The following is a 23911-nucleotide window of genomic DNA, read 5'->3' as shown; positions in this document are numbered from 1 at the left end:
CAGATGACCTCACCTGGTCTCGAAAATCAGCGCGCGACGCTCCGCGAGGCATTGGCTCGCTTCTTTGATATGCACGACGTTTCCGCCACAGAAGACCTCGCGATCCGGAGTGCGAGATTCGACGCCGGCCTCGCATTCGTGAGCTTCGCCGAGGGTCACGGCGGACTCGGCCTCGACCCCTCGCTACAGGCAGACGCCGAGTCGGCTTTCCTCGATGCCGGCTCACCCGACTGGACGGCCAGGAATGTGATCGGGCTCGGAATGGCCGCACCCACCATCTACGCTCATGGATCCGAGCAGCAGAAGGCGACGCACTTGAAGCCGCTGTTCACAGGTGAGCACATCTGGTGTCAGCTCTTCAGTGAACCCGGCGCAGGCTCCGACTTGGCCTCGCTCGCCACGAAAGCAGTACGCAACGGAGACCACTGGATCGTGAACGGCCAGAAAGTATGGACGTCACTCGGTCACGTTGCACGCTGGGGGCTCCTTGTCGCACGAACGGATCCTTCTGTGCCGAAGCACCGGGGCCTGACATATTTCCTGCTCGATATGACGACCCCCGGTGTCGAGGTGCGTCCGCTGCGCCAGCTGACGGGAGAGTCTGAATTCAATGAGGTCTACCTCAACGACGTTGAGATCCCGGATGAACACCGGCTCAGCGAAATCGGTGACGGATGGCGCACCGCGTTGACAACGTTGAGCAACGAGCGGGTATCGCTAGGCGGCCGACCGTCGCTTCGGGGACAGGGCCCCATCGGGCAAGCCATAGCAGCCTTCTCCGTAGCTGCCGCAAGAGATGCGGTCACGTCCGTAGAGCGCGATCGATTGATGCAACTGTGGACCCGGGTGGAGGCAGCGCGTCTCACGAACCTGCGCGCGGCTGCAACTTCATCAGGCCCGGGGCCTGAAGGCTCAATTGCCAAATTGCAGATGGCGGAACTGAACAAAGCCGTCTACGAATTCTGTGTCGATCTGCAGGATCAGGAATCGTTGCTCGTCGACTCCTACGTGGAAACTCAGCCAGATTTCGCAGCTGTCCACGGCGGCGATGTACCGGTCAAGGCGTATCTCCGCTCGTTGGCGAACTCTATCGAGGGTGGGACATCAGAAGTGCAGCGAAACATTCTTGGTGAGCGGGTGCTTGGCCTGCCTGCCGAACACCGAACAGATAAGGATGTCCCGTGGAACAAGATCCCCCGCTCGTGATCGAGAACCGTCAGGCGTCAACACTCAAAAATCTCACACTCGATTTCACTGGCCGCACGGTGGTCTGAGGTTCCCCCCGGAAAGTGGACACCTGATTCGCAGGACTAACGGTCCTGCTGGAAGGATGTCCATATGCCTCCTCGCAAGCGTCGGTCGTTTACGGCCGAGTACAAGGTCGAGGCTGCGCATCGGGTGATCGATTCCGGTCGCACGATCGCTGAGGTCGCCCGCGAGTTGGGACTCAACGACGGCCTGCTGAGCAATTGGGTTAAAGCCGAACGCCGCCGGATGGGTGCGGCGACAGCACGCGGTGATACCGCGCTGGATCCGGCTGAGCGAGCCGAGCTGCTGGCCTTGCGAAAGCGAGTTGCCGAGCAGGACAAGGACATTCAATTCCTTAAAAAAGCTTCGGCGTACTTTGCCGCGATGCAGCACCCGCGCAGCGGTTCGAGCTGATGGGAAAGTACGCCGCCCCCGACAACGCCGAGGTCGCCGAGACTGCCGGCACCCCCGCCGCGCTGACGCCGCGGTTCGACCTCACCCGCATGGCGCGCCTGCTGGAGGTCTCCACTTCCGGCTATCACCAGTGGCGAAAACGGCGCACGGCAACAGAACTCACTCCACAGGCGCAGCGGCGGGCGGATCTGACGGTGAAGATCCTCGACGTGCACGCCGACTCCGACGGCACCTACGGGTCGCCACGAATCACCACCGAGCTGCGCGAACGCGGTGAGCGGGTGACCGAGAAGACCGTCGCCAAGATCATGGCCGGGATCGGGATCGAGGGCATCAGCCCGCGCACCTTCAAGGTAAGAACGACCGTGGTCGACCCGACCGCGTCGTTCCCGCCGGATCTGGTGCAACGCGACTTCGATCGGGGTCGGCTCGATGCCGTCTGGCTGACCGACATCACCTACCTGAACTGCGGTGAAGGCGACATGTACCTATAAGTTACGTGGAATCTGACCGTGTGTCGGTCAGCGGGGTCCGGGCCTGGGCTCAGTAACGTCGCGGCGAACTTTCGAACTCGACGGACAGACGGGGCTGGTGCATGCCGGAGACGGTGGAGGCGAAGTGGCCGGTTCTCGGTCGGCACGTGCGGGCGGCGGAGTGGTTGCGGATCTGGACCGATCTGGGGCGTGCGCCGCGAACGATCGATGCGTATGCGCGGGGTTTGGGTGAGTATCTGCTGGTCTGTGAGCGGGAGGGTTTCGATCCGCTGACCGCGACTCGCGCTCAGGTGGCGGTGTTCGTGCGGGAGTTGACGTCGCGGCCGAGTCGGCGAGGGGCGAATGTGGTGGCGTTGGATTCGGGGTCGGGGCTGGCGAACGCGACCATGCAGCAGCGTCTGGTGCCGGTGCGGCTGTTCTATGATTTCTTGGTTGAGGAGGGGGTGCGGGACTCGAATCCTGTTGGCCGGGGCCGGTATACGCCTGGCCGGGTGGTCAGCGGTCGGGCGCGGTCGCTGGTGCCTCGCATGGTGAAGCTGCCGTGGATTCCCAGCGAGGAGGAGTGGCTGCGGCTGCTGGGGGTGTTCGCCGAGGAGCCGATCCGTAATCGGCTGATGCTGGCGCTGGCCTACGACGCGGCGTTGCGGCGGGAGGAGTTGTGCTCGTTGCGCAGCGACGATATCGATCCGGCGCACCGCACGGTGCGGGTGCGGGCGGAGACGACCAAGACCCGCCGGGAACGTGTGGTGCCGTATTCGGCGCCGACCGGGGTGCTGCTGTCGGAGTATTTGCAGCACCGGGCCACCCTGAGCAGGGCTCGCGGCGCGCTGTTTCTGTCGGAGTCACGCCGTAATCGCGCGGAGCCGCTGACGTTGTGGACGTGGTCGAAGGTGGTGCGGCGCATTGCGTTGGCGGCTGATGTTTCTCGGTTCTCCACCCATACCACCCGGCATCTGTGTTTGACGGATCTGGCCCGGATGGGGTGGGAGCTGCACGCGATCGCCAGTTTCGCTGGGCATCGCAGCACCGATTCCACACTGCAGTACATCCACCTGTCCGGGCGGGAGTTGTCGGCAAAACTGAATTCCTCGATGACGCACGTCCACGCATGGCGGATCGGAATGCTCACCGGAACCGGTGACGGCCGACAGGACGGGCCGGCGTGACGGCGGCCGAGGCGGTGTCGTCGGCGGCAAGCGGTGTCGCCGCGCTGCCGCGCCGCCGCCGCGGCTGGGACCGCCGTGGTGTGTTGCTCGACGGTGAGGCTGCGGCGGTGCTGGCGTTGGGGCCCGCGGGGCTGCGGCGCAAACGGTCCACCGGTGTCCCGCGGCGGACGGCGCGGCACTGGAATGCGGTGACCCGCTTGGTCGTTCCGCTCGATGAGACTCTGGCCGGGCTGCATCATGGTGAGGATGTCCGGTTCCGGCGGGCTGGCTTGCACGCCGCGGCGATCGTGCTGGCGCACTGCGCGGACACTGGCCGGTCGTATTGGGGGTGGACACCGTGGGAGTGGGCCAGGGTGTGTGGCGGCAGCGCGCGGGAGTTCGAAACCGCCCAGCCGCTGCCGACCGAGTCGACGGTCAGGCCGTTCGTCGTGGCGCTGGCTTACTTGCTCGGCGGGTTCACCGACTTCCACCGGTTGGGCACGTTCAACCGTTTTCGGTTGGCCTGCTTGATTTTCGGTGAATCCGACGTAGAGCAGTCCCTGCGAACTACCGGCGAGACGCTGCAACGGTGGGGCTACTGCGACGTCATGGACGCCAAGCATCGGATGCGGGGCGGGGTCAGTCAAGCCCTGCTGCTCAACGGCAGTCCCCGCCTCGACGAGTTGAGCACCACGGCGTTCGCGGCCCTGCGAGCGCATCCGGCAACTGAGGGGCATCAGGGGTCGATGCTGTTCGCGCTGCAACGCGTCGTGGCGGAACTGGGGCACTGTGAGGCGCCGGTGCGCAGCGGATACAACCCTGTCCTCGGCATCGAAGAAACCGATCCTGAGTGGGCGCCGTGGGTCGAACGATGGTATGCCACATCAACTTTGACCCCGAAAGTCCGCGCCTCAGTCCGCAATATCATGGCCAAAGCCGGCCGCTGGCTGGCCGCCGAGCACCCCGAGATCACCGAACCGGGCCACTGGACCAGGGCGACCTGCGCAGCCTGGGTCGCCGTGGTCGACCGGATGAGTGTCGGTGACTGGGTTCAGCGCCACGACGCCCTCGGCGACCGCGCTGGCACTCCGATCTCACCACGCACCAAGGCCCAGAACCTCAATGCCACCCGCACGTTCTTCCGGGACTGCCAGGAATGGGAGTGGATCGATCGCCGGTTCGACCCGAACCGGGCGCTGGCCGTCCCCCGCAGCGTCGCCGCGCTGATCGGCCCCAACCCCCGCGTGATCGCCGACGAGGTCTGGGCCAAACTGCTGTGGGCCGGGCTCAACCTGGAACCCCCCGACCTGCCCGGCACTTCCGGCGATACCGCCTATCCGATGGAGCTGGTCCGCGCCATCACGGTGACGTGGCTGTTCTCCGGGCTGCGCAGCGACGAGCTCTCCCGCCTGCGGGTGGGCTGCATCCGCTGGCAACACGCCGGACTGCCCATCCCCGGTGACTCCGACGACGTCCTCGCCGAGGACGCGGTCTGCCTGCTCGACGTTCCCGTCCACAAGACCGGCACCGCGTTCACCAAACCGGTCGACCCGATCGTCGGACAAGCCATCGAAGCCTGGCAGAAAATACGGCCGCACCAGCCGAAACGGCTCGACCGCAAGACCAATGAACATGTCGACATGCTGTTCTCGGTCCGCGCCCAGCCCGTCGCCAAGTACTACATCAACCGCACCGTCATCCCGGCGCTCTGCGCCAAAGCCGGTGTCCCCACCACCGACGTCCGCGGCAACATCACCAGCCACCGCGCCCGGTCCACGATCGCGAGCCAGCTCTACAACGCCAAGGAACCGATGACCCTGTTCGAGCTGCAGGCATGGCTCGGACATCGCACCCCCAACACCACCCAGCACTACGCCAAAATCACCCCGAACACCCTGTCCAAGGCGTATTCCGAGGCCGGGTACTTCGCCCGCAACATCCGCACCATCGAGGTCCTCGTCGACCGAGACGCTGTCACCTCCGGCGCAGCCGCCGCCGGAGAACCCTGGCAGCACTACGACCTCGGTCACGGCTTCTGCACCTACACCTTCTTCGAACAATGCCCGCACCGAATGGCCTGCGCTCGTTGCGATTTCTACACCCCCAAGAACTCCAGCAAGGGGCAACTCCTGGAGGCCAAAGAGAACCTGCAGCGGATGCTGGCCAACATCCCGCTCACCGACGAGGAACGGGTCGCCGTCGACGAGGGACAAAGCGCCCTCGATCAGCTCCTCGAACGACTGATCGATGTCCCCGCCCCAACTGGCGCCACGCCCCGCGAGATCGGCGTCCCGCCCACCGCCACCCTGTTGCCCATAACCCCTGCAGACCCAAGCAAATCCATATAAACCGGACAATTCAGATTCCACAGAATGTGTGCGATCCGGGACGGGCACTCCCGCCGCGTGCTCGGGCATGTCGTGGCCGACCACATCGGCGCCGACATGGTCTGTGAGGCCATCGATGCGGCCGTGGCCACCCGCGGCGGCCGATGCGAGGACACCGTGCTGCATTCCGATCGTGGTGGCGAGTTCACCGCTGGTCTGACGGCGAAATCCTGTGCCAGACACCGGCTTCGGCGGTCGATGGGCGAAACCGGAATATGCTGGGACAACAGTCCCGCCGAATCGTTCTGGTCCACGTTCAAGCACGAGTGTTACTACCGTCACGCCTACGCGACGAAGGCTGAACTTGTTGCCGCCGTTGATGATTGGATAGGATGGTTCAACACCGGTCGCCGTCACTCTGCGATCGGGATGATCAGTCCGCTACGCTACGAGCAGTCCCTGGCGACAGCCGCAGCGGAAGCCGCATAGCCCCCTGTCCACCGTTCGGGGTGAACCTCAGTCATCACCGGAGCAGCACAGGGCATCGGGTACGAGATCGCTAAGGCTTTCCTGAACGCAGGCGCGAACGTAGCACCGCTCGACCGGGATGTGACGGTTCTTCGTGAGGTGTGGGGGGAGAGTTCCTCGACGATACTCCCGATACCTGTGGACGCAATGCCACTTAGCTTGACGTGTTTTCGCAGGTCATCGGCATGATTGCGATGTAGTGCCAGCTGGTTGGTCTGTGAGACTGGTTGGTGTGGAGCGTTTTTGGGCGTGTCGGTGCCGGATCGTGTCGGTGCTGGGGTTAGCGTCGCCGACGTGGTGGATGTGGGTGCGGTGTCGTTGATCGATCAGGTGTCGTTGGGTGTGTTGACCGCTGTGGTGGACCGTGATGCGGTGGAGATGGCGATTTCCGAGCACGGCAAGGCGCCCAAGCGTCGTGGTGGGACGTTGCCGCCGCATTTGGTGATGTATTTCGTGGTCGCGTTGGCGTTGTTCGCAGGTGTGGACTACGAGGGGGTGATGCGGAAACTGGTTGGGCCGCTGCGGCTTTGGCGTTGTTGGGATCCGAAGTGGAGTTTGCCGACCTCGGGTGGGATCACCCAGGCCCGGCAGCGGCTGGGGTTCGAGCCGATGAAAACACTGTTCGAGCGGATCGCGGTGCCGGTGGCGTCGCGGCTGACCCTGGACGCGTTCTACGCGCGACGCAGGCTGGTCTCGATTGATGGCATGGTGTTCGACGTGGCCGACACCGAGGCCAACGCAACGGAATTCGGTAAACCGAGCAAGGGAGTGTTGCCACAGGCACGGGTGGTGACGTTGACCGAATGCGGCTCGCATGTGAGCCTGGGCGCGGTGATCGGGCCGGTCGTGGGCAAGGGCACCGGTGAACGCACCGCCGCGGCCGAACTGATCTGGTTACTCGAACCCGGCATGATGTTGGTGTGTGACCAGGGGTTCTACAGTTTCAAACTGTGGTGCCAGGGCGCCGACACCGACGCCGACCTGTTGTGGCGTCTCGGTGACATTATGGACCTGCCGATCGTGGACCGCCTCGGTGACGGCTCCTATGTGACACTGCTTTTCGCGCCCAAAACCCCGGCGAAAATGCGGGCCGAGCTGCTGGAGGCGGCCATAGCCGGGGAGGAGTTGGACTGGGACCGGACTCGTTTCGCCCGCGTCATCGAGTACGAGATCACCGACCGTGGCGAAGGCGGTGAGCTGATCTGCCTGCTCACCACCATCCTCGACCCGCACGAGGCACCCTCGCTGATCCTGGCCGAGGCCTATCACCAACGCTGGGAACACGAAGCCGCGAACAGGCAAATCAAGACGCAGCTCCGCGGCCCCGCCAAAACCCTGCGCTCGCAAACCCCGGACATGGTCCGCCAGGAAATATACGGATTCCTCATCGCCCACTACGCGATCTGCTCGCTGATCTGCCGGGCCGCGGTCGAGACCGGCATCGATCCCGACCGCGTGAAGTTCACCCAGACCGTCCGACTCGCCCGCGACACCATCGCAGGCCCGGACGGTTTTTCCCCCTGACCGCCAACTCGAGCTCCACACCGAACTCGCCGAACAGATCACCGCAAAACGCCACCTCAACCCCCGCCGCCACCGCTCCTACCCCCGCGTCGTCAAACGCGCCAGACACAACAGCTTCCGAGTAAAACGCAAGGCAGACAAGGGAACCCGTCACACCGGACCCGCTACCATCCGGCTGGCCAACCAAAGCTGCATCACGCCGACACAACGACGACCATCCGCAAAACCGCCGGTCACAGCTCTACAGGGGGCGAGCTAAGCGGCATTGGCTCCTGACGGTGCCATTGCTATGTCCGTTTGGTCGAACATCGCAGTTTGTGCCCGATTCATGTTCACTCGACTGGATTCAGGGTTCCATGATCGCGCGATCGAGTGGGGTGGCGGACTGATCATTGCCGGCGACAACTACGGCCAAGGATCGTCGCGCGAGCACGCGGCCCTGATCCCCCTGTACCTTGGCATCAGGGCTGTCGTGGCGCGCAGCTACGCTCGGATCCATCGACGTAATCTGATCGCAGTAGGCATAGTTCCGCTTATTCTTCTCGACTCACATAGTCATTCTGCCGCTGGTGTCGGTGACCATTGGAAGATCCCCGGTATCGCTGAGGCAGTCGCACAGGGCGACACGTCGATATATGCACAGGTTGATGGTGGAGCTCAGGTCACTTTGGGAATTGAACTGACCGAAGGAGAACGTCGCGTCCTTGGAGCCGGTGGCCTGCTCGCACATGTGCGAGTAGGAGGACGGCGTCGGCTCGTCCGTCATCCCGCCAAGATCGGAGCGGCCTCCGACGCTGATGAGCGAAGGCTCGAAATATTGTCAAGACCTGTGCATCGGTGAGTTTCAGTCAACCTCCGTTGGATTGGTGTCGTTGAGGTTGCTTCCCGACCGTTGGCTGGAGCTGAACGAGGATCATCCAGTTGCGCTGCGGGTCCTTGATGTAGGTTGCGCGGGTAGCGACCTGGATCCAGGGCGATGCGGAGCTGGTTGTCGAGTTCGATCTCCGCTCCTGGCCAGGCGGAGTCGAAAAGCATGACGGGCTCTCGTACTTCCCAGACGAGGTCTTCGTCTTCATCCCATGGGATGTGCTTTTGTAGCGCTTGCCGCGCTGCCGCGACGAGTTCTTCTTCGGAGTCGGCCGCTGCCCATCGCAGGAACACCCGCTCGGCCGGGAGGTATGTCGTGGGTGCGGGCTCGTCTCCAAGGACCAGCGCTTGCTGAGAGCCGATGGTGACCAGGCCGATGTATCCCTCGACCGAGCAGGCTCGGCCGTAGTCGCCCCACGTCTCCACGGGTCCGTCCACGCAGGTTGCACCGCCCCAGTGACCAAGTTCTGATTCGGGGGCGACGAGCAGGGGTCCTCCGGTGGACTCGACCCAGGTGTGAAGCATCGCGGCTCTCTCTTGTTCGTTGTCTGTCGGATTGAGTTGAGCGCGCTGGAGATACTTGCGCGAAGCACCGGTGAGGCGCGAAACCTCTCGTAGCTCCACCGGGCCGACTGTCCACAGAAGATTTAGAATACGAAATCGCCAGGCTGCTCGAGTCAACCGCCCAACAACTTCAAACGCGGAGCGTTAGGAACATCGGCCGCCGATAACCCACTCGAAGGCTTTGGCGTTGGAGCGTGCGCCCTCCGCGGACTTGGACCGGTTGGCTTCGCCGAGTTCGGCGAGGGTCTTCTCGGACAACTCGACCAGGGATCCGAAGGTCGCGGGGGTCAGCCAGTCAGGGCGGATCGCGAAGAGCAGGTCTTCGCTTGCCGTGTTTCCACTGGCACCGGGTGCGAACGGGCAGCCACCGAGGCCACCGAGGGCGCCGTCGACGGTCCTCGCGCCGGCCGCGACCGCCGCGAGGCTGTTCGCCACTCCCAAGCCCCAGGTGTCGTGTCCGTGGAAGACGAGGTTGCGCGGCGGGGTCTCCACTCGCACCCTGGAGATGAGGGAGTTCACCTCGGCGGGGATGGCCTGGCCGAGGGTGTCGCAGATCACGATGTCGACGGCACCGGCCGCGCGCGGATCATTCGCGATGCCGATCACCCGTTCCTGAGGCACCTTCCCCTCGAACGGGCAGGTGAACGACGTGGCGATGCACAGCTGAAGGCTGCCGCCGAGCTGCTTCGCAAGCTCAATCGCCGCGGGCATCGCAACAAGGCTGTCCTCGGTGGACCGTCCGATGTTGGCCTTGTTGTGCGAGTCCGATGCCGAGAGGCAGTACTGGAAATGCTTGGCACCGGCTGCGCCGGCCCTCTCTATCTGCCGCGGAGTGGCCACCCACACCCAGCAGTGGTCGAGTTCGTCGTCGGTGAGTTCACTGATCACCTCGAGGGTGTTGGCCATCGGCGGTACCAGATCGGCGCGGGCCATCGACCCGATTTCGACGGCGGGGACGCCGAGCTCGAGCAGTTTCCGCGCGATTTCGAGCTTGCGGCCCGTGGGCAGTATCTTGCCGGTCAGCTGCAGACCGTCGCGCAGGGTGACATCGCGCAGCAGGGTGCGTGATTCGAAGGTCTGAGTCATCGCGTGCCGCCCACTGTGTCGTTGATGATGATGTCGATCTGTTCCGGGGTTTTGCCGAGCAGGTACTCGAGAACCTCGCGGGTGTGCTCACCGAGGTCGGGTCCGAGGGTCCGGATGGGCAGCGACTGTTCTCCGATGACAGGGACAATGCCGGGGAACCCCACCACTTTCGGTTGTGCCTCACCGGTGTCGACGGTGAACTGCTGGATCATGTTGCGGGCCGCATACTGCTCGTCGCTGCAGATATCGGCGGCGGTGTTGATCGGACCTGACGGCACCCCGGCTTCGTCGAGAATCTTCAGTGCCTCGCTGCGGGAGTGCTGGATCGTCCATTCGCCGATCGCCGCGTCGAGCTCGTTGCGGCGGGCCCACCGTCCGGCGTTGGTCGACAGGTCCGGGTCGGCGCCGAGATCTGGGCGGCCGATGGTGTCCATGTAGCGCTGGTAGATGGCGTCACCATTGCCGGCAATGATGACGCTGTTGCCGTCGTTGCAGGTATAGGCGTTGGAGGGTGCGATGCCCTCCATCCGTCCGCCGACGCGTTCGCGCTTGATGCCGTAGGCGAGGTAGTCGGGGATCAGTGACTCCATCACCGACAGGACTGACTCGTTGAGTGCGACGTCGATGACGCGGTGCGGCAGGGATGGGCCTGCGGTTCCGGCGACCTTCGCGGTCTCGCGTCGGAACAGGGACATAACGGCGCCGAACGCGGCATAGAGGCCGGCAATGGAGTCGCCGATCGACACTCCGACCCGCACCGGCGGACGATCGGGGTCGCCGACGAGTTCACGGAGTCCGCCCGCGGCTTCGGCAACGGCGGCGAATCCGGGTCGTCGCGACATCGGGCCGGTCTGCCCGTACGCCGAGATCCGGGTGATCACCAGCTCGGGGTTGGCCTTGTTGAGCACGTCCGGTCCGATGCCCCATTTCTCGAGGGTGCCCGGCCGGAAGTTCTCGAGCAGGATGTCGCACTTGGCGGCGAGGTCGAGGACGAGTTGGCGACCTTCCGCTGTGCGCAGGTCGAGGACGATCGACTTCTTGTTGCGGTTGATCGTGCGGTACAGCATCGAGGTGTCGCCGGAGTACAGGCGCCAATTGCGCAGCTCGTCGCCGGTCTTCGGGCGCTCCACCTTGATCACCTCGGCCCCGAAATCCGCGAGCATCCGCCCTGCGGTAGGAGCGGCGATGTAGTTACCCAACTCGAGTACCCGCACGCCGTCGAGTGGAAAAATATTGTGGCGAGGCACCGGAGTATCTGCACTGTTCGTCATGAATGTCCCTTGAATCCTCGGAGGGTAGGATATCTCCTGAACCTGCCGCCCGAGACCATTCCGATTCAGCCGATGAGCTGTCCGAGCCGGCCAGATCTCGGGACGATATGGAGTGTCTTTTACGTAGCTATTGCGTCGATCTCGACCAGGAACTGCGGCCGCGCCAGATTTGCAGCCTGAAAGATTGTGTCGGCTGGATAGGGTGGTGTCAGAAGTTCGCAACGAACGCGTACGACGGTCTCCATATCTTCGATATCTCGAAGAATTGTCGTAAATCGAACGACATTCGACAATCCCGATCCAGCCTGTTGCAGGATGGCGTCGATATTCGCGAATGCCTGACGAACCTGCGCTTCGATTCCGCCGTCGCCTGCGATGCGCCCCGACGCATCGACTCCGGGTTGTCCGGACACGAACACGAATCCGCCGGAACGGACCGCCTGAGAGAAACCCACGGATACGGACCAGCCCATATTGCCTTGATATGCTTCACTACTCGTCGTCATGACCTCGCGCTTTCGATGAGACCTGGATGCCGAAGTCGGGGTCCGATCCGATCCTATGCGGAGAGGATTTCGGATTCGTCACCTCGTCACTTGCATCCGCTGTCCATTTAAAATTGTCGCTTCGAATCGATCGAGGGAGCATCCGGTGAACCCCCGTCACAAAGCGAGAGCCGCCTCTGCACCTTCTTTGAAGGCTTGGGCGGATGTTCTCGGAGCTAGCGCATCACCGACGACATGATAAGAGATTCCCATACCTTCGACGACAGATACCAGTTCGATGCTGGGAGTGGGGTCGACGACTAGAACTACGTTGTCAACTTCGAACTCTGCAAGAGTTTCTCCGTCGCTGGGGTGGACTATGAGAACATTTTTTCCGTCGACATCGCCGAGTACGCCGTTGGTGATGATTCTATCCGTGCGCTTGCGCAAGATATCGGGAACTTCCGCGCGATGAAGCGCACCGCCCCAGGGCATCACGGTCTCCGTCGTTGTGGAGTACGTGACTCCAGCGCCTCGCTTGGCGAGAGCTTCTGCCACCAGCGGACCTTCGTTGGCCCCGAGGGTATCGTGCACGAGTATCCGATGGCCTGCTCGTCCGGCGAGAGCTTCCTCGCTGGTCAGCAAGACTCCGTCGGCGGCGTCGGGGAATGAAGCATCGACAATCGGCCGTCCACCAGTAGCGAGAATTACATGGTCGGGTGCCAGCTCCCGAATCAGACCTTCGTCGGCGGTCGTATTTCTGCGGATCGTCACGCCGAGTTCGCCGAGTTCACTGACAAGATAGTCGACGGCACTCATCAGGCCAGATGCGGCGGTGCGCTCGACCGAACGCAGCCGTCCTCCTGGACTGTCTGCTGCGTCGACGACCACAACTCGATGGCCACGCTTGGCAGCGATCTCAGCGGCCTTCAGGCCCGCAGGACCACCGCCGATGACAAGTACGGTCTTTGGTGCATTCGCGATCCTGAGTGGACTCAGTTCGATCTCTCTGAGAACTTCGGGATTGTGAAAGCACGAAATCTCCGGATATCCCTGTAGTTTGCGATTGACGCAAACATTCGCCCCGACGCATGGCCTGATCCGGTGCGTCTGCCCGCTCCGTGTCTTCGAAACCAGGTCCGGATCGGCGATGTGCGCTCGCGTCATCGCAACCATGTCGCAGTGACCTTCGGCGATCAGCTGTTCGGCGACACCAGGTGACAAAATTCGTCCGACTCCGATGATCGGAATGTCGATCTCGATAGCTTCTTTCAGCCGCACCAAGGCGGGCATGTTGGGCGCTTCTCCGTATCGGTAGTTCGGGATCGCGCGGGCGTAGGAAGGCCCTCCATCGCCAATGGTGGTGTTGAGCACATCGATATTGCCGGTCGAAAGGATGGCCTGCACGGACTCCGCTATTCCAGCGAAACCCAGCCCGCCGTCTTCAGGCGAAAGGAGGTCATCGGTGGGCGTACGATAGCCCACGATTCGTTCCGGGCCGACCTGTTCCCGAACCGCCGCAATGAAGCGTCGAGCGAACAGCGTGCGGTCCTGCCCCCAGATGTCTTCGCGCGAATTGAACGATGGCGTGAGCGACTGCTGAACGAGATAACCATGGGCACCGTGGACCTCCACGCCGTCGAACCCGGCAGTTGCGGCAAGCTGAGCTGCCCGTCCGTAACCCTCGAGTACGGCCTCGATCTCTCCGTGAGACATTCGATGAGATATTTCACCAGCAGCCGACATCGTGTTTTCGAACCCGACGAGAGGTGGACGGCGCACATCACCTTCGGAGCGTCCGTAGACGCCAAGATCCGTGATCTGCAGCAAGATCGTTGCGCCCTCGGCGTGAACGGCTTCTGCCAGCCGCGCATGCCTATCGGTAATCTCCGCGGTGGCTGCTCCCAGCGGGCCTGACAGCAGGGGCTGGACGATAATCATCCCTGCACCGCCGGCCGCGCGTCTTCTGAGGTACTCGATGTAGGCGTCTGGGCTCAGCGCGGGATGACGGAATGAATCACTCGCGCCGTGGGCGGTTATGACCACTCGATTCCGGACATCAATCGAACCCAGGCGGATCGGTGACAATAGATGCCGGAAGGTTTCAGCCTCGGAGGTACGCCTGGTCTGTTCGTTCACATGAGCTCCCGAAGGTCGAGCAGTTGGATGGATAGCGTCACTGGAAAGTTGGAGTCGCGCGAGGCGTCACTTCGCTGAGCGCCGGAGCAAGTTCCCGCCAGGCTTCCCACGGAACATCGCGCCGCTCTGCGGTGAGGACCTGAATGCAGACGTGGTCGGCACCGGCATCGACATGCTCCTGCACACGCTTCACGATCGTGTCGGTCGTTCCCCAGGCCACGACTCCGTCGATGAGTCGATCGCTACCGCCACCCGATAAATCTTCTTCGGAATATCCGGTCTTCAAGAGGTTACGTGTGTAGTTCGGGAGCTGCAGGTAGGACTCGAGATGAAGGCGAGCTATCGCACGCGCCTGGCGAGCATCACTCTCGACGACAACTTTGAGTTCGGGTGCCAGCACCGCGGACGGCCCCATTGCCACCCTCGCGACCTGAGTATGTACGGGGTCGACACAGTACGTGTGAGCCCCGATCGAACGTTCGGCCGCCAGTTCCAGCATCTTGGGCCCGAGCGCAGCGAGGATGCGCCGACTGTCAGGTACCGAGGTCGCCGCGGCATCCAAGTCGGACAGATAATTGCGAAGCGCCGACAACGGACGTCTGTAAGTCTGGCCAGTGGTCTCGACGAGCTGCGCGTGGCTGCTTCCCAATCCGAGTAGCACCCGTCCCGGGTGACGCTGCGACGCCGCCGAGTACCAGGCGGCGGTCCCCTCTGCTGGATGCATCCAAATATTCAGAACCCCGGTTGCAACAACCGCGCGGGTAGTGGCGTCCAGGACTGCATCTACGTCGCCGAACAGATCTCCGCCGGCACCCCCAGGCACCCATAGGGTTCCATAACCGAGACCATCGAGTGTCGACGCGATCTCTCTGACACGATCACGATTGCGGCTACGTAGCTGCGCCGACCATACGCCGATGGTCCCGAGTTCCGGCGTGAGTGTTGGCATGATTTCGATGTTCCTCCTCGTTGAGACCCAGTCTAAGCCAAACGTTGTTAGATAATCTAGGGCCCGTCAGACACCTGACGTGAGCCTGTTGACCGGATTCGGGTCGGCGTGTGCGTCTTACGGCCCATGTTGTGGGCGGGAGGGCTCGATTGTGATGACGCCCCGAACGCGGCGCTGCGAGCGGGGCTGAGGGAGCATGCGCGGGCCCATCCGCTCGCGGAGATTCCACCGCGTCTACAACGATGTCCACGGCGAGGGCGGCGGGTCGATCCCGAGAAGATCCAACGCGCGTGGCGCCAAGAGGGCCTGCTGCTGCCGCAACACCGTCACCGTGAACGAGTGGGATGCTCCAAGCACCGCGAACCCGAGCGGATCAAACCCAAGCCGGTACCACCGGGTTGGTTCGACCAGCCAGGCGGTGGCAGGTCCGATTTCCGCATACTCGCCAACTGAGTGTCGGAACAGGAAATAGGCAGGAAATTCGACACGTTGGCCGTGCTCCGCATGCGGGTGCGTGCGGCCATACAACCGAGGCGCAATTCGTGCGGGCCGCGAAGATCGGCGCACTGTGGGAAGACTCGAACCGGCCCGAGCGCCGCGATGATGCCTCAGACCTCGCGCGGGCCGAGGAACTGGCCGCCCTCGATGCGGCGGCCGACGCGGAAGCCCGCGGTCACGGGCACGCTGCGTGAACCACGGAGATATCTACACTTTCGACCGAGACCGACCTGCACGCGAAAACGACGAGCGCACCCCCTATCGAGTCATCGTCACCCCTGGATATCTACTGGGGTCCGGCGACAACTGGGTCATGGTCGCTCCGATTGAGCGATTCGATCCCGACAAGCTCGTCGCGGTCCCCCTCTCGGACGGCGATCCGGTGCAAGGCTGGATTCGCCCCGACCGGGTGACCACGGTCTACCGTCCATGGCTGACCGGTCCAGTTGGCCGACTCAGTGATGAAACGATTGCCGTGTTCGACCAGCGGCTCAAAGCCGCGCAGGGGCTCGACTAGTGCCGCGTCAAGGTGAGTCGTGACGGTAATGGAAATCGGGTTGATCGCGTTGCCGTGGCGGCAGGCGTGCACGCTTTGCGGCACTGATTCCCGAGAGACTGTCTGCGCGTATGCGGCTGCTGCTGAGGTGACATGGAGCTCGACCACCATCGCGCCGACCGCGTTCAGAGAGTGCGTTTGCGGTCGCGGATGCGGTAGCGCAGCTGCCCGGACCTCGGCGGTCTGCGCGGTCTCGATGGCCTCCGCCTGTTCGGCGAGCTGGGCATGTTGGACGCGTACTTGCTCGGCGCGGGTGTCGCGAGTCCCTGCCACGCGGTCGGATCCGGCTGACGGTGCGGCGCAGCGCCCGGATGAGCGAGTCGAGCTCGGCCGTGGAAACGGCGGCGTCGGCGGATGCACCGAACCGCGTCTGGGAGCCGACCACGCTACCGCCCCTCGCCCGAGGCAGATGAACCCACAAGATTCGTCACATATCTCGCCCATGTGACTGAGTTCGCACTGCGACCTTGACCGACGCTGCGCGCGAGGACTACCTTCTGCAAAGGTATCAATCACTGCTTGGTTTGTTGTCGGTCCTCCTGCGGCAACCCGAGAACAACCTCGAGGAGACGATCGAATGAAGGGTCGCCCACCCGCGGGCCCGTACCAGATGTGAGCCTGCCGGGCCCCGAGTTGAGCCGCCATGCGGTCCGAGCTACGCAAGTAGTTCTCAAATTGCTACACAAGATTGCCGGAGATCAACATGACTGAAACGACCGGACGACCGACTGTCGATTTCGACAACGTCAAGCCGGAAGTCAAACAGGACCTGCATAACGTTCTGCGTGACATGCAGAATCGGTGCCCTGTTGCGTGGAGCGAGGCATCAGGCGGATTCTGGACTCTGACGAAATACGACGACGTCGTCGCGGCTTCCAACGACTGGCAGACATTCACCGTCACCAAGGGAATCATGATCCCGCCGACTGGGGCGACCATGCCCGTGATTCCTGGCGAGCTGGATCCGCCCCGGCACACGAAGCTGCGGAAACTTGTGATGGCAGATTTCACGGAGCGGGCACTTCAAAAGTGGATACCGGAAATGAACCAGATCATCGCGTCCGCGTTCGAGCCCGTCCTCGCTCGCGGCAGAGCCGATCTAGCAAGTGAAATCTCACATCCTGTTCCGGTATTGATCATCGCGTTGGTGCTCGGCATCGACTCCGATTGGCGCCGGATCAGTCGATTGGCTTCCGGTTTCATGCAAGCCATCGGTAATCCCGAGCTGGCACGCGCGCGAGCACTCGAACTCGAGAGCTTCCTTGAAGAAGAGATCTCCGCACGCAGAGACAAGCCGGTTGTCGATCTGCTCGGCAAGTTCGTCAACACAACCGTCGATGGGGAGGCCATTTCCCATCGTGAGATTCTCGGACTGGTACAGCTGATGGTAGTGGCAGGTCACGAGACAACTGTCAATGGAATGGCGACGGTTATTCATCGCCTGATCACAGAGCCTGGATTGCGTGAGCGACTGTTGGCCGATCGATCGTTGATGAACGGCGTCATCAATGAGACGCTCAGATTGCATACTCCGGTGTGGAACCTGGCTCGAACTGTCGTTCAAGAGACCGAGATGCGCGGTGTCAACATGTGTCCGGGAGAGAAAGTTATGCTCGCCTACGCCGCTGCGAACCGTGATCCGCAGGAATTCGTCGACCCAGAGCGGTTCGACATCGACCGTGATGGCTTGAATCGACACCTCACGTTCGGCTTCGGCCGACACCGTTGCATCGGAGAGGCACTCGCGAAGCTCGAGATCCGGTTGACACTCGAGTATGTTCTCGACCAGCTACCGGATGTCGAACCAGACGGTCAGCCCGAGTGGAGCACAGGCACCAATACCTTTGGAATACGTTCACTTCCAGTGAAGTTCAGCCCGCGGCCGACAGTCGTCGAGGACAACTAGATGTCAAGCGTGCATACATCTCGGACGAATGCTGGAGTAGTGCGATGACTGACAAACTGGCTGGAGCCGTCGCCCTGGTGACCGGCGCGGGCTCCGGCATCGGCGCAGCAAGTGCTGAGGCGCTCGCTGCGGCGGGGGCGGCGGTAGCAGTGAGCGACCTCGACTTTCCTTCGGCTCAGCTTGTTGCAAATCGGATTGCCGATGCCGGCCACCGCGCAATGGCGGTCGCGCTCGATGTCAGTTCAGAGACACAGTGGTTGACTGCGTTGGATGCCGTGACAGAAACGCTCGGCACGATAACAGTGCTGCACAGCAATGCGGCCCTGACGACACGCGAAGCCTACCACAGAGATCTGGGTGTAATAGATCTTGATCTTGATCTCATTGACAGCGTCCTGAACGTCAACCTCAAGGGAGGCATGCTCGCATGCAAACACGTCGTCCCCGGGATGCTACAAGCTGGTGGCGGGTCGATCATTCTCACTTCTTCGGTCAAGGGTAGTACCGGCAGTTCCTTCCGAACGGCGTACTCGGTGTCAAAGGCGGGTCTGGACAACCTGGCTCGAGTCGTGGCAACCGGATATGGCAAGCGTGGCGTTCGATGCAATGCAGTCGCCCCGGGCATAGTCGCCACGGAAGCGCTTGACTCCGTCCCGCCGGAGCAGTTGTCACAGTTGACCGACGCCCATCTCACACCAACGTTGGGCCGTCCGGTCGACATCGCCAATGCCGTCGTATTCCTTGCCTCAGACGACGCTCGATTCATAACAGGCCAGGTTCTCTATGTTGACGGAGGTCTCACCGCGCATACGCCTGCCCTGTCTCCGACCGGTAGTCGCTGACCATCGGTTGCATCCCTTTGTCCAGAAGTTTTCGCAGACACGGGATCACGGGATGTAGGGTCGACCCCGCGGCGAGGTGCCCGCGCGTGCGGGTCCTTTTCCGCGCGGTCTCCCACCGAACCGGACGTGCGAGGTTACCCGCACATCCGGCTCTCCAGTAGTTACCGCGTGAGTGGCGCAGGCGTGTCCTGATGGATGCTGTCGTGGCAGTTTCGGCAGACCACGAGGGTCTTGCGTCGGCTGCTCACCGCGTCGGGGTCCAGATCCCCACGACCCGGCACCGGCGTGGACACGTCGCCGGCAACCGTTTGAGTAGCTCGCACTGGTGGACGGCGGTCGCATGAGGCAGTATCCAAACAACGTTTGACACCGTTTGGGAGAACTCCTCATGAGCATTGCGTACGTCAGCTCCACGCTCGATTCCGACATCGACACCGTCTGGTCCGTCCTCCGGGACTTCCACGGCATGCCCGCCTGGCTCGGGCGCATCCGGGAGTCCGCCGCGGAGGACGGCGCGGGTCCGGGCGCGGTCGGTTCGATCCGGCGGCTCACCCTCGAACCTGACGGCCGCCAGGTCCGCGAGCGGCTCGTGCAGTACGACGCCCCCGGGCACCGGTACTCCTACGAGTTCGTCGGCGAGAACCCGTATCCGGTCCAGTTCTACCGGGGCACCGTCCATCTACTGCCCATCACGGACCGAGGTGCGACGTTCGTCGAGTGGTACGGCGAGTACGACACCGACGCGGCCCTCGTCGACAAGCTCTGTGGCGCGTTCACGGCCCTGTACACGGTGTTCGTCGACGAGCTGCGCCAACACCTCGCGTCGATCACGGGCTGACGGCCGTCGGACAGGTAGGGACACCCATGCCGCAGAACACCTCAACGTTGAACCTGCAGGACCGTGCCGAGATCGACGACGTGCTGGCCCGCTACGCGTTCGCGCTGGACCTTCGTGAATGGCACGACCTGCGCAGCGTCTTCAGCGAGGACGCCGAGATCGACTACTCGGAGTCGACCCAGTTGCACAGCGGGATCGAGCAGATCGTCGAGTTTTTCCGGTCCACCGCGATCCGAGTCGCCGCCACCCAGCACCTGCTGCACACCTCCCGGGTGTGGCACACCGGCGAGGACACCGCCGAGGGGCTGACCCACGTCACCGCTCACCACGTGGCCTACGGCGTCCCCTGGCCGGTGGCCGAGGAGGCCACCTACACGGTCACCGGCACCTACGCCGACCGCTACATCCGGACTCCGGTCGGCTGGCGTATCGCGTACCGGCGCAACAGCATCCTGACCCGATCCGGCGACATGACCCTACTCCGCCCCCGTTGAACACCGGATCCGTTCCGGGCCATCCCGCACCTGCGGTCGACGACGCACCGCATCGGCACACTGTCGCGTGGCACCGCACGCCCTCCCGGACCCGGTAGACACGACCTTTGCGAGAAAGTTCGGGCCGCCCACGGGCATGGACCGGGCAGTAAGGTGCGCGCTGCCGGTGAGTCGCTCGGCCGAGGACGTCAGGAACGATCCGCCTACGGCGAGCATTCCGGGGACGGCCTGCATACAGTCGAGCAGCCCCTCGTAGGTCGGTACCGAACCCGCGCCGCACAAACCGAACTGTGATTGGTATAGTGCGAGATCCGACACTAGAAAGGGGCACATGGTGACCACCCCGACGCCCGCCCCGGGCGCCGAGCCGGCCGAAGGCCCCCTGCACGGCGTTCGCGTGCTGGACATGAGCGCACTGGGTCCTGGACCGTTCTGCTCGATGCTGCTGTCGGACTTCGGCGCCGACGTCATCGCCGTCGAACGACCCGAGTCGCCGGCGTTCGACCCGGCGAAGTTCTTCGCCCGCGGCAAACGCTCGACGATCGTCGATCTGCGGGCACCGGGGGGCAGCGACGTGGTGGCGCGGCTCGCCGATCATGTCGACGTGCTCCTGGAGAGCAACCGACCGGGCACGATGGAACGGCGCGGTCTCGGCCCAGACATCCTGTGCGCCCGCAACTCCCGCCTGATCTACACCCGCCTCACGGGCTGGGGTCAGGACGGTCCGTACAGCAGCCGGGCCGGGCACGACATCAACTACATCGGCATTTCCGGTGCCCTCAGCGTGATCGGCGGACCCGAGGCGCCAGTTCCGCCGCTGGCGCTGGTGGGCGATATCGCGGGCGGGTCGATGTTTGCCGCGCTGGGCATCATGATGGCGTTGTTCGAGCGCACCGTGACAGGTCGTGGACAGGTTATCGACTCCGCGATCGTCGACGGGTCGGCCTTGCTGAACACACCGCAGCTCGGTGAACTCAACGCGGGTCTCTGGGCCGGCCGCGGCCGGCACATCCTCGCCGGGGCCGCGCCGTTCTACGGGGTGTACCGCTGTTCGGACGAGGGGTGGTTCGCCATCGGTGCGATCGAACCGAAGTTCTACGTCCAGTTCGTCGGAGCGCTCGGGCTCGACGGCGTCGACCTGCATCAACAGATGGACCCGGCCGGATGGTCCGCACTGCGCGAGCGGGTGGCCGAGACCATCGCGGCCAAGCCTCGCTCGCACTGGACCGCCGTGTTCGCCGAGATCGACGGGTGCGGCACGCCGGTGCTCGAGCTCGACGAGATCGCCAACGACGCCCACCTGCGTGAGCGGGGGACGATCGTCGCGGACGGTGAACACCTGGCCGCCGCGCCCGCCCCACGGCTGTCCAGGAGCCCCGGCAGGCTTCGCCCGGCGCCCACCCGGGGCGCCGACACCGCCGCGGTCCTGGCGGAGGCAGGCTTCGACGGTGACGAGATTGCCCGACTCGCCGCGGACGGCACGGTCGTGCTCGGGGAGTGAGCCCAGCCGACTGGCTGGTCGGGGTAATCCGGTCGAGCCATGGTGCGTAGCGGGCGATAATTTTGGTCAGGATCTTGTCGTCGGCAGCCTCGACCTGCTCTGCATCGACGAGCTCCGCTACATGGAACTCGACCGCCGAGGCGCCGAACTGCTGTTCCAGGTGTTGACCGAACGCGAAGAGAAGAACAGCGTCGCCATCGCCTCCAACGACAGCTACTCCAAAGCGCACTTGTTCGCGCGAACGTATGCGTAGTGCCTCCGAAATATCACTGGTTCGGCCGGGCTCAGGTGGGTTCGATGTGTAGATTCGTGTGCCAGGCTGTCCGGAGGGTTTCGAGTTCGGAGCGAGGGAAGTGTTGCGTCCATTTGCCGTGGTATCCGCTCTCGCCGTACTTCGTTGCTACCTCGTCGAAGCAGCGGATTACCGACCGTGCGAAGGTTTCGATGGTCTGCCAGCTTGACCATATCTCGATGCCGGCGTTGTCGTGTGTGTGATGGCCAGGCCGGCGTCACTCCACCAGCGCGATCGCACTCTCGGGGCAGCTCAACACCGCCTCCTGCACATCCGGCAGGTCCGCATCGGACACCGAGTCGACAAGTACCAGGCCCAGCCCGGACTCATCGATGTCGAACGCCTGTGCCGCGATGAGGGCGCAGCGGCCGTGGCCCTGGCACCTGTTGCCGTCGATCGTCACGGTCGTCACGCCGCTGTCCGCCTTCCGTCGCCTGCCGTCCCCGTCGGTCGGGATGTCACCGTCGCGCCGTCGGGGCGCGTAGGTCCGGTGACGATCCACAGTAATCTAACGGCATTTGGTAGATCGGTCAAGCTCCCCGTCCGGTCCGGGGAACGTCGCGGCCAGCGAGAAGGAGATCTTCAGTGAGTTCTTCGACCACAGTCACCCTCGACCCGGAGCTGCGACCGAATCGTCCACCCCGCGTCTTCGACGACGATCCGACCACGGGTATCCCACTCTCCGACCCCACGGGTCTCACAACACTGTTGGCCCTCCTTTGACCGTATTATCCAAGGCCGTTAGTTTTGAGCCTCATCACCGCGGCACTCCTTTCGGACCGGCCGGAGGGGATACCGACACACTGGAGCGGGGAGTCCCGTTGATCCGACTCCGGTGCGTCGGTGATGTTCACACGTTGGGGGTGAATGTGTAGGTTTCGCCGTGAGCGAGGTAGACGAACTCGGTACTCGTGGTCAAGGCCTGGGCGGCCTTCTTGAAGTCGTCGAGTCCCGACAGGAATACCGAGAAATCGTTGTAGTGGATCGGGATAGCGGTGCGAGGTTTGGTGATCTCGACGGCCTTCGCTGCCTGCTCGCCCGTCATCGTGACTACCGTCACGAGAAAGGTCGTGCCGCCCGTGTGAATCAGCGCGAGGTCTATGTAGGGGTAGCGGCGCGGAATGTCCTCGAGGCTATCGATGAGCATCGTGTCCCCGGTTATGTAGAGCCGGTAGAGGTGATCGGAGTTCCGGCTGAAGTCGAGCATGTGCCCATTGACAGGCATTAGCAGCGCGTTAACTGCGTCGTCTGTGGCGTGCTTGGCCGGCATGGCGGTGATCTTCAGCGTCGCGTCGCCTTTTTGCACCACCAGGGATTCCCAGGTGTCGAGGGGATAGCCCTGCTCGAAGCCGAGAGAGCTGAGCTTGCCCACCGCGTCAGCCGTTGAGACGATGGGCAGTTTCTTGTCGAGCTCTTGCGCGGCGACGTTGTCGAAATGATCACCGTGGTAATGCGACAAGATAACCAGATCTATCGGCGGCAGGTCGGCGATCTGGCAGGCTGGCTCGACCTCGCGCCGGGCCCATATGCCATGACCCAGATCGACGTGCTCGCCTTTGTGGAGGAAGGCAGGATCAGTCAGGATCGTCAGTCCGCAGAAACGGATCAATGTGGTGGCGTTACCGATGAAGTAAAGATCGCCCTCATCGAATTTTGCCGTCCCACCGCTGGTCAGCTCCAAGGAAGTCATCGTGCCCTCTCCTTTGGGTGGTGATTCCTTACCGTCGTTGTGTTCTTCTCCGATACAGGCTTGAGATGTCGCAGTTCCAGTCTGGGTCAGATCGTGCGGACGGGCTAGGGGCAGGGCCGCTTCAGTTTGGGTTACCTGCCTGGTTGTCAACCGGGCAGGATGTGCACGCTGATCTGGGTTTTGTAGATGTTGCGGTCGATGTCGCCCGGCCTGACCCCGTCTCCGACCGGAATCAGGCCGGTTCAGGTCGCCT

The 23911-nt window shown here is 63.2% G+C and carries 24 protein-coding genes and 3 pseudogenes; 18 read left to right on the top strand and 9 right to left on the bottom strand.

Going from position 1 to position 23911, the window contains the following annotated elements; all coding sequences use genetic code 11:
* The first annotated feature begins 3 nt into the window (after positions 1-3).
* From ACV7NQ_RS29570 to ACV7NQ_RS29530, 9 genes and pseudogenes are all read left to right on the top strand, one after another.
* Positions 4-1206, top strand: a complete 1203-nt coding sequence (locus tag ACV7NQ_RS29570) for an acyl-CoA dehydrogenase family protein (protein ID WP_463362590.1) — start codon at positions 4-6, stop codon at positions 1204-1206.
* A gap of 132 nt (positions 1207-1338) precedes the next feature.
* Entirely contained in the window at positions 1339-1662 is a 324-nt protein-coding gene (locus ACV7NQ_RS29565) for a transposase (protein WP_463361686.1), read from the top strand.
* Positions 1662-2156 (top strand): IS3 family transposase, encoded by a 495-nt coding sequence (locus ACV7NQ_RS29560; RefSeq protein ID WP_463359981.1) that lies wholly within the window; start codon positions 1662-1664, stop codon positions 2154-2156. Before ACV7NQ_RS29565 ends, ACV7NQ_RS29560 begins: the two co-directional genes overlap by 1 nt.
* Before the next feature lie 101 nt (positions 2157-2257).
* Positions 2258-3322: a tyrosine-type recombinase/integrase gene (locus ACV7NQ_RS29555; RefSeq protein ID WP_463361685.1), complete on the top strand. Its 1065-nt coding sequence runs from the start codon at positions 2258-2260 to the stop codon at positions 3320-3322.
* The gene (locus tag ACV7NQ_RS29550; protein WP_463359983.1) at positions 3319-5649 is read left to right on the top strand and encodes a tyrosine-type recombinase/integrase; all 2331 of its coding nucleotides are present in this window, start codon (positions 3319-3321) and stop codon (positions 5647-5649) included. Before ACV7NQ_RS29555 ends, ACV7NQ_RS29550 begins: the two co-directional genes overlap by 4 nt.
* A 21-nt stretch (positions 5650-5670) precedes the next feature.
* Positions 5671-6117: pseudogene (locus tag ACV7NQ_RS29545) on the top strand (transposase); the annotation flags it as partial.
* Positions 6118-6150: 33 nt separating this feature from the next.
* On the top strand, positions 6151-6345 hold the full coding sequence (locus ACV7NQ_RS29540; protein WP_463365871.1) for an SDR family NAD(P)-dependent oxidoreductase: 195 nt from the start codon (positions 6151-6153) through the stop codon (positions 6343-6345).
* Positions 6346-6405: 60 nt separating this feature from the next.
* Positions 6406-7680, top strand: a complete 1275-nt coding sequence (locus ACV7NQ_RS29535) for an IS4 family transposase (protein WP_463365544.1) — start codon at positions 6406-6408, stop codon at positions 7678-7680.
* 289 nt (positions 7681-7969) lie between these two features.
* Positions 7970-8209: pseudogene (locus tag ACV7NQ_RS29530) on the top strand (aconitate hydratase); the annotation flags it as partial.
* 18 nt (positions 8210-8227) lie between these two features.
* On the opposite strand, the gene ACV7NQ_RS29525 reads toward ACV7NQ_RS29530, so the two are convergent.
* The 7 genes from ACV7NQ_RS29525 to ACV7NQ_RS29495 form a co-directional block, all read right to left on the bottom strand.
* Positions 8228-8446 (bottom strand): hypothetical protein, encoded by a 219-nt coding sequence (locus ACV7NQ_RS29525; protein WP_463366122.1) that lies wholly within the window; start codon positions 8444-8446, stop codon positions 8228-8230.
* Entirely contained in the window at positions 8443-9072 is a 630-nt protein-coding gene (locus ACV7NQ_RS29520) for an Imm21 family immunity protein (protein WP_463365870.1), read from the bottom strand. Before ACV7NQ_RS29520 ends, ACV7NQ_RS29525 begins: the two co-directional genes overlap by 4 nt.
* A gap of 183 nt (positions 9073-9255) precedes the next feature.
* Positions 9256-10197, bottom strand: coding sequence for a beta/alpha barrel domain-containing protein (locus ACV7NQ_RS29515; protein WP_463362589.1), 942 nt, complete (start codon positions 10195-10197; stop codon positions 9256-9258).
* Positions 10194-11468 carry a CaiB/BaiF CoA transferase family protein gene (locus ACV7NQ_RS29510; protein ID WP_463362588.1) on the bottom strand — a complete coding sequence of 425 codons (1275 nt, stop codon included), beginning with the start codon at positions 11466-11468 and terminating at the stop codon, positions 10194-10196. Before ACV7NQ_RS29510 ends, ACV7NQ_RS29515 begins: the two co-directional genes overlap by 4 nt.
* 119 nt (positions 11469-11587) lie before the next feature.
* Positions 11588-11974 carry a RidA family protein gene (locus ACV7NQ_RS29505; protein ID WP_463362587.1) on the bottom strand — a complete coding sequence of 129 codons (387 nt, stop codon included), beginning with the start codon at positions 11972-11974 and terminating at the stop codon, positions 11588-11590.
* Between the two features lie 156 nt (positions 11975-12130).
* Positions 12131-14092, bottom strand: coding sequence for an oxidoreductase (locus ACV7NQ_RS29500; RefSeq protein WP_463362586.1), 1962 nt, complete (start codon positions 14090-14092; stop codon positions 12131-12133).
* 37 nt (positions 14093-14129) lie between these two features.
* On the bottom strand, positions 14130-15041 hold the full coding sequence (locus ACV7NQ_RS29495) for an LLM class F420-dependent oxidoreductase (protein WP_463362585.1): 912 nt from the start codon (positions 15039-15041) through the stop codon (positions 14130-14132).
* Positions 15042-15583: 542 nt separating this feature from the next.
* Here ACV7NQ_RS29495 and ACV7NQ_RS29490 point away from each other — a divergent pair.
* From ACV7NQ_RS29490 to ACV7NQ_RS29455, 8 genes and pseudogenes are all read left to right on the top strand, one after another.
* Positions 15584-15733, top strand: a complete 150-nt coding sequence (locus tag ACV7NQ_RS29490; protein ID WP_463362584.1) for a hypothetical protein — start codon at positions 15584-15586, stop codon at positions 15731-15733.
* Positions 15730-16056, top strand: a complete 327-nt coding sequence (locus ACV7NQ_RS29485; RefSeq protein WP_463362583.1) for a type II toxin-antitoxin system PemK/MazF family toxin — start codon at positions 15730-15732, stop codon at positions 16054-16056. Before ACV7NQ_RS29490 ends, ACV7NQ_RS29485 begins: the two co-directional genes overlap by 4 nt.
* A gap of 727 nt (positions 16057-16783) precedes the next feature.
* Positions 16784-18001, top strand: a complete 1218-nt coding sequence (locus tag ACV7NQ_RS29480; protein ID WP_463362582.1) for a cytochrome P450 — start codon at positions 16784-16786, stop codon at positions 17999-18001.
* Between the two features lie 44 nt (positions 18002-18045).
* On the top strand, positions 18046-18843 hold the full coding sequence (locus ACV7NQ_RS29475; RefSeq protein WP_463362581.1) for an SDR family NAD(P)-dependent oxidoreductase: 798 nt from the start codon (positions 18046-18048) through the stop codon (positions 18841-18843).
* A gap of 388 nt (positions 18844-19231) precedes the next feature.
* Positions 19232-19681 (top strand): SRPBCC family protein, encoded by a 450-nt coding sequence (locus ACV7NQ_RS29470; protein ID WP_463362580.1) that lies wholly within the window; start codon positions 19232-19234, stop codon positions 19679-19681.
* Between the two features lie 26 nt (positions 19682-19707).
* Entirely contained in the window at positions 19708-20175 is a 468-nt protein-coding gene (locus tag ACV7NQ_RS29465; protein WP_463362579.1) for a nuclear transport factor 2 family protein, read from the top strand.
* Positions 20176-20506: 331 nt separating this feature from the next.
* Positions 20507-21676: a CaiB/BaiF CoA transferase family protein gene (locus ACV7NQ_RS29460; RefSeq protein ID WP_463362578.1), complete on the top strand. Its 1170-nt coding sequence runs from the start codon at positions 20507-20509 to the stop codon at positions 21674-21676.
* Between the two features lie 82 nt (positions 21677-21758).
* Positions 21759-21896: pseudogene (locus ACV7NQ_RS29455) on the top strand (ATP-binding protein); the annotation flags it as partial.
* A gap of 289 nt (positions 21897-22185) precedes the next feature.
* Here ACV7NQ_RS29455 and ACV7NQ_RS29450 read toward each other — a convergent pair.
* On the bottom strand, positions 22186-22380 hold the full coding sequence (locus tag ACV7NQ_RS29450) for a ferredoxin (RefSeq protein ID WP_463362577.1): 195 nt from the start codon (positions 22378-22380) through the stop codon (positions 22186-22188).
* Positions 22381-22553: 173 nt separating this feature from the next.
* Between ACV7NQ_RS29450 and ACV7NQ_RS29445 the strand changes: the two genes are divergently transcribed.
* Positions 22554-22691, top strand: a complete 138-nt coding sequence (locus ACV7NQ_RS29445) for a hypothetical protein (RefSeq protein ID WP_463362576.1) — start codon at positions 22554-22556, stop codon at positions 22689-22691.
* Positions 22692-22818: 127 nt separating this feature from the next.
* On the opposite strand, the gene ACV7NQ_RS29440 is transcribed toward ACV7NQ_RS29445, so the two are convergent.
* The gene (locus ACV7NQ_RS29440; protein ID WP_463362575.1) at positions 22819-23658 is read right to left on the bottom strand and encodes an MBL fold metallo-hydrolase; all 840 of its coding nucleotides are present in this window, start codon (positions 23656-23658) and stop codon (positions 22819-22821) included.
* Positions 23659-23911 lie beyond the last annotated feature (253 nt).

This window comes from Nocardia sp. Tas62D01 (genome assembly GCF_055232035.1).
This window is presented reverse-complemented; position numbering and strand designations above follow the sequence as displayed.

Bases quoted from the DNA above. Each gene is read 5' to 3' on its own strand.
- ACV7NQ_RS29440 (WP_463362575.1), bottom strand. From the start codon at position 23,658: ATGACTTCCTTGGAGCTGACCAGCGGTGGGACGGCAAAATTCGATGAG.
- ACV7NQ_RS29510 (WP_463362588.1), bottom strand. From the start codon at position 11,468: ATGACGAACAGTGCAGATACTCCGGTGCCTCGCCACAATATTTTTCCA.
- ACV7NQ_RS29570 (WP_463362590.1), top strand. From the start codon at position 4: ATGACCTCACCTGGTCTCGAAAATCAGCGCGCGACGCTCCGCGAGGCA.
- ACV7NQ_RS29495 (WP_463362585.1), bottom strand. From the start codon at position 15,041: ATGCCAACACTCACGCCGGAACTCGGGACCATCGGCGTATGGTCGGCG.
- ACV7NQ_RS29475 (WP_463362581.1), top strand. From the start codon at position 18,046: ATGACTGACAAACTGGCTGGAGCCGTCGCCCTGGTGACCGGCGCGGGC.
- ACV7NQ_RS29520 (WP_463365870.1), bottom strand. From the start codon at position 9,072: ATGCTTCACACCTGGGTCGAGTCCACCGGAGGACCCCTGCTCGTCGCC.
- ACV7NQ_RS29460 (WP_463362578.1), top strand. From the start codon at position 20,507: ATGGTGACCACCCCGACGCCCGCCCCGGGCGCCGAGCCGGCCGAAGGC.
- ACV7NQ_RS29515 (WP_463362589.1), bottom strand. From the start codon at position 10,197: ATGACTCAGACCTTCGAATCACGCACCCTGCTGCGCGATGTCACCCTG.
- ACV7NQ_RS29525 (WP_463366122.1), bottom strand. From the start codon at position 8,446: ATGACGGACGAGCCGACGCCGTCCTCCTACTCGCACATGTGCGAGCAG.
- ACV7NQ_RS29505 (WP_463362587.1), bottom strand. From the start codon at position 11,974: ATGACGACGAGTAGTGAAGCATATCAAGGCAATATGGGCTGGTCCGTA.
- ACV7NQ_RS29565 (WP_463361686.1), top strand. From the start codon at position 1,339: ATGCCTCCTCGCAAGCGTCGGTCGTTTACGGCCGAGTACAAGGTCGAG.
- ACV7NQ_RS29555 (WP_463361685.1), top strand. From the start codon at position 2,258: ATGCCGGAGACGGTGGAGGCGAAGTGGCCGGTTCTCGGTCGGCACGTG.
- ACV7NQ_RS29560 (WP_463359981.1), top strand. From the start codon at position 1,662: ATGGGAAAGTACGCCGCCCCCGACAACGCCGAGGTCGCCGAGACTGCC.
- ACV7NQ_RS29465 (WP_463362579.1), top strand. From the start codon at position 19,708: ATGCCGCAGAACACCTCAACGTTGAACCTGCAGGACCGTGCCGAGATC.
- ACV7NQ_RS29470 (WP_463362580.1), top strand. From the start codon at position 19,232: ATGAGCATTGCGTACGTCAGCTCCACGCTCGATTCCGACATCGACACC.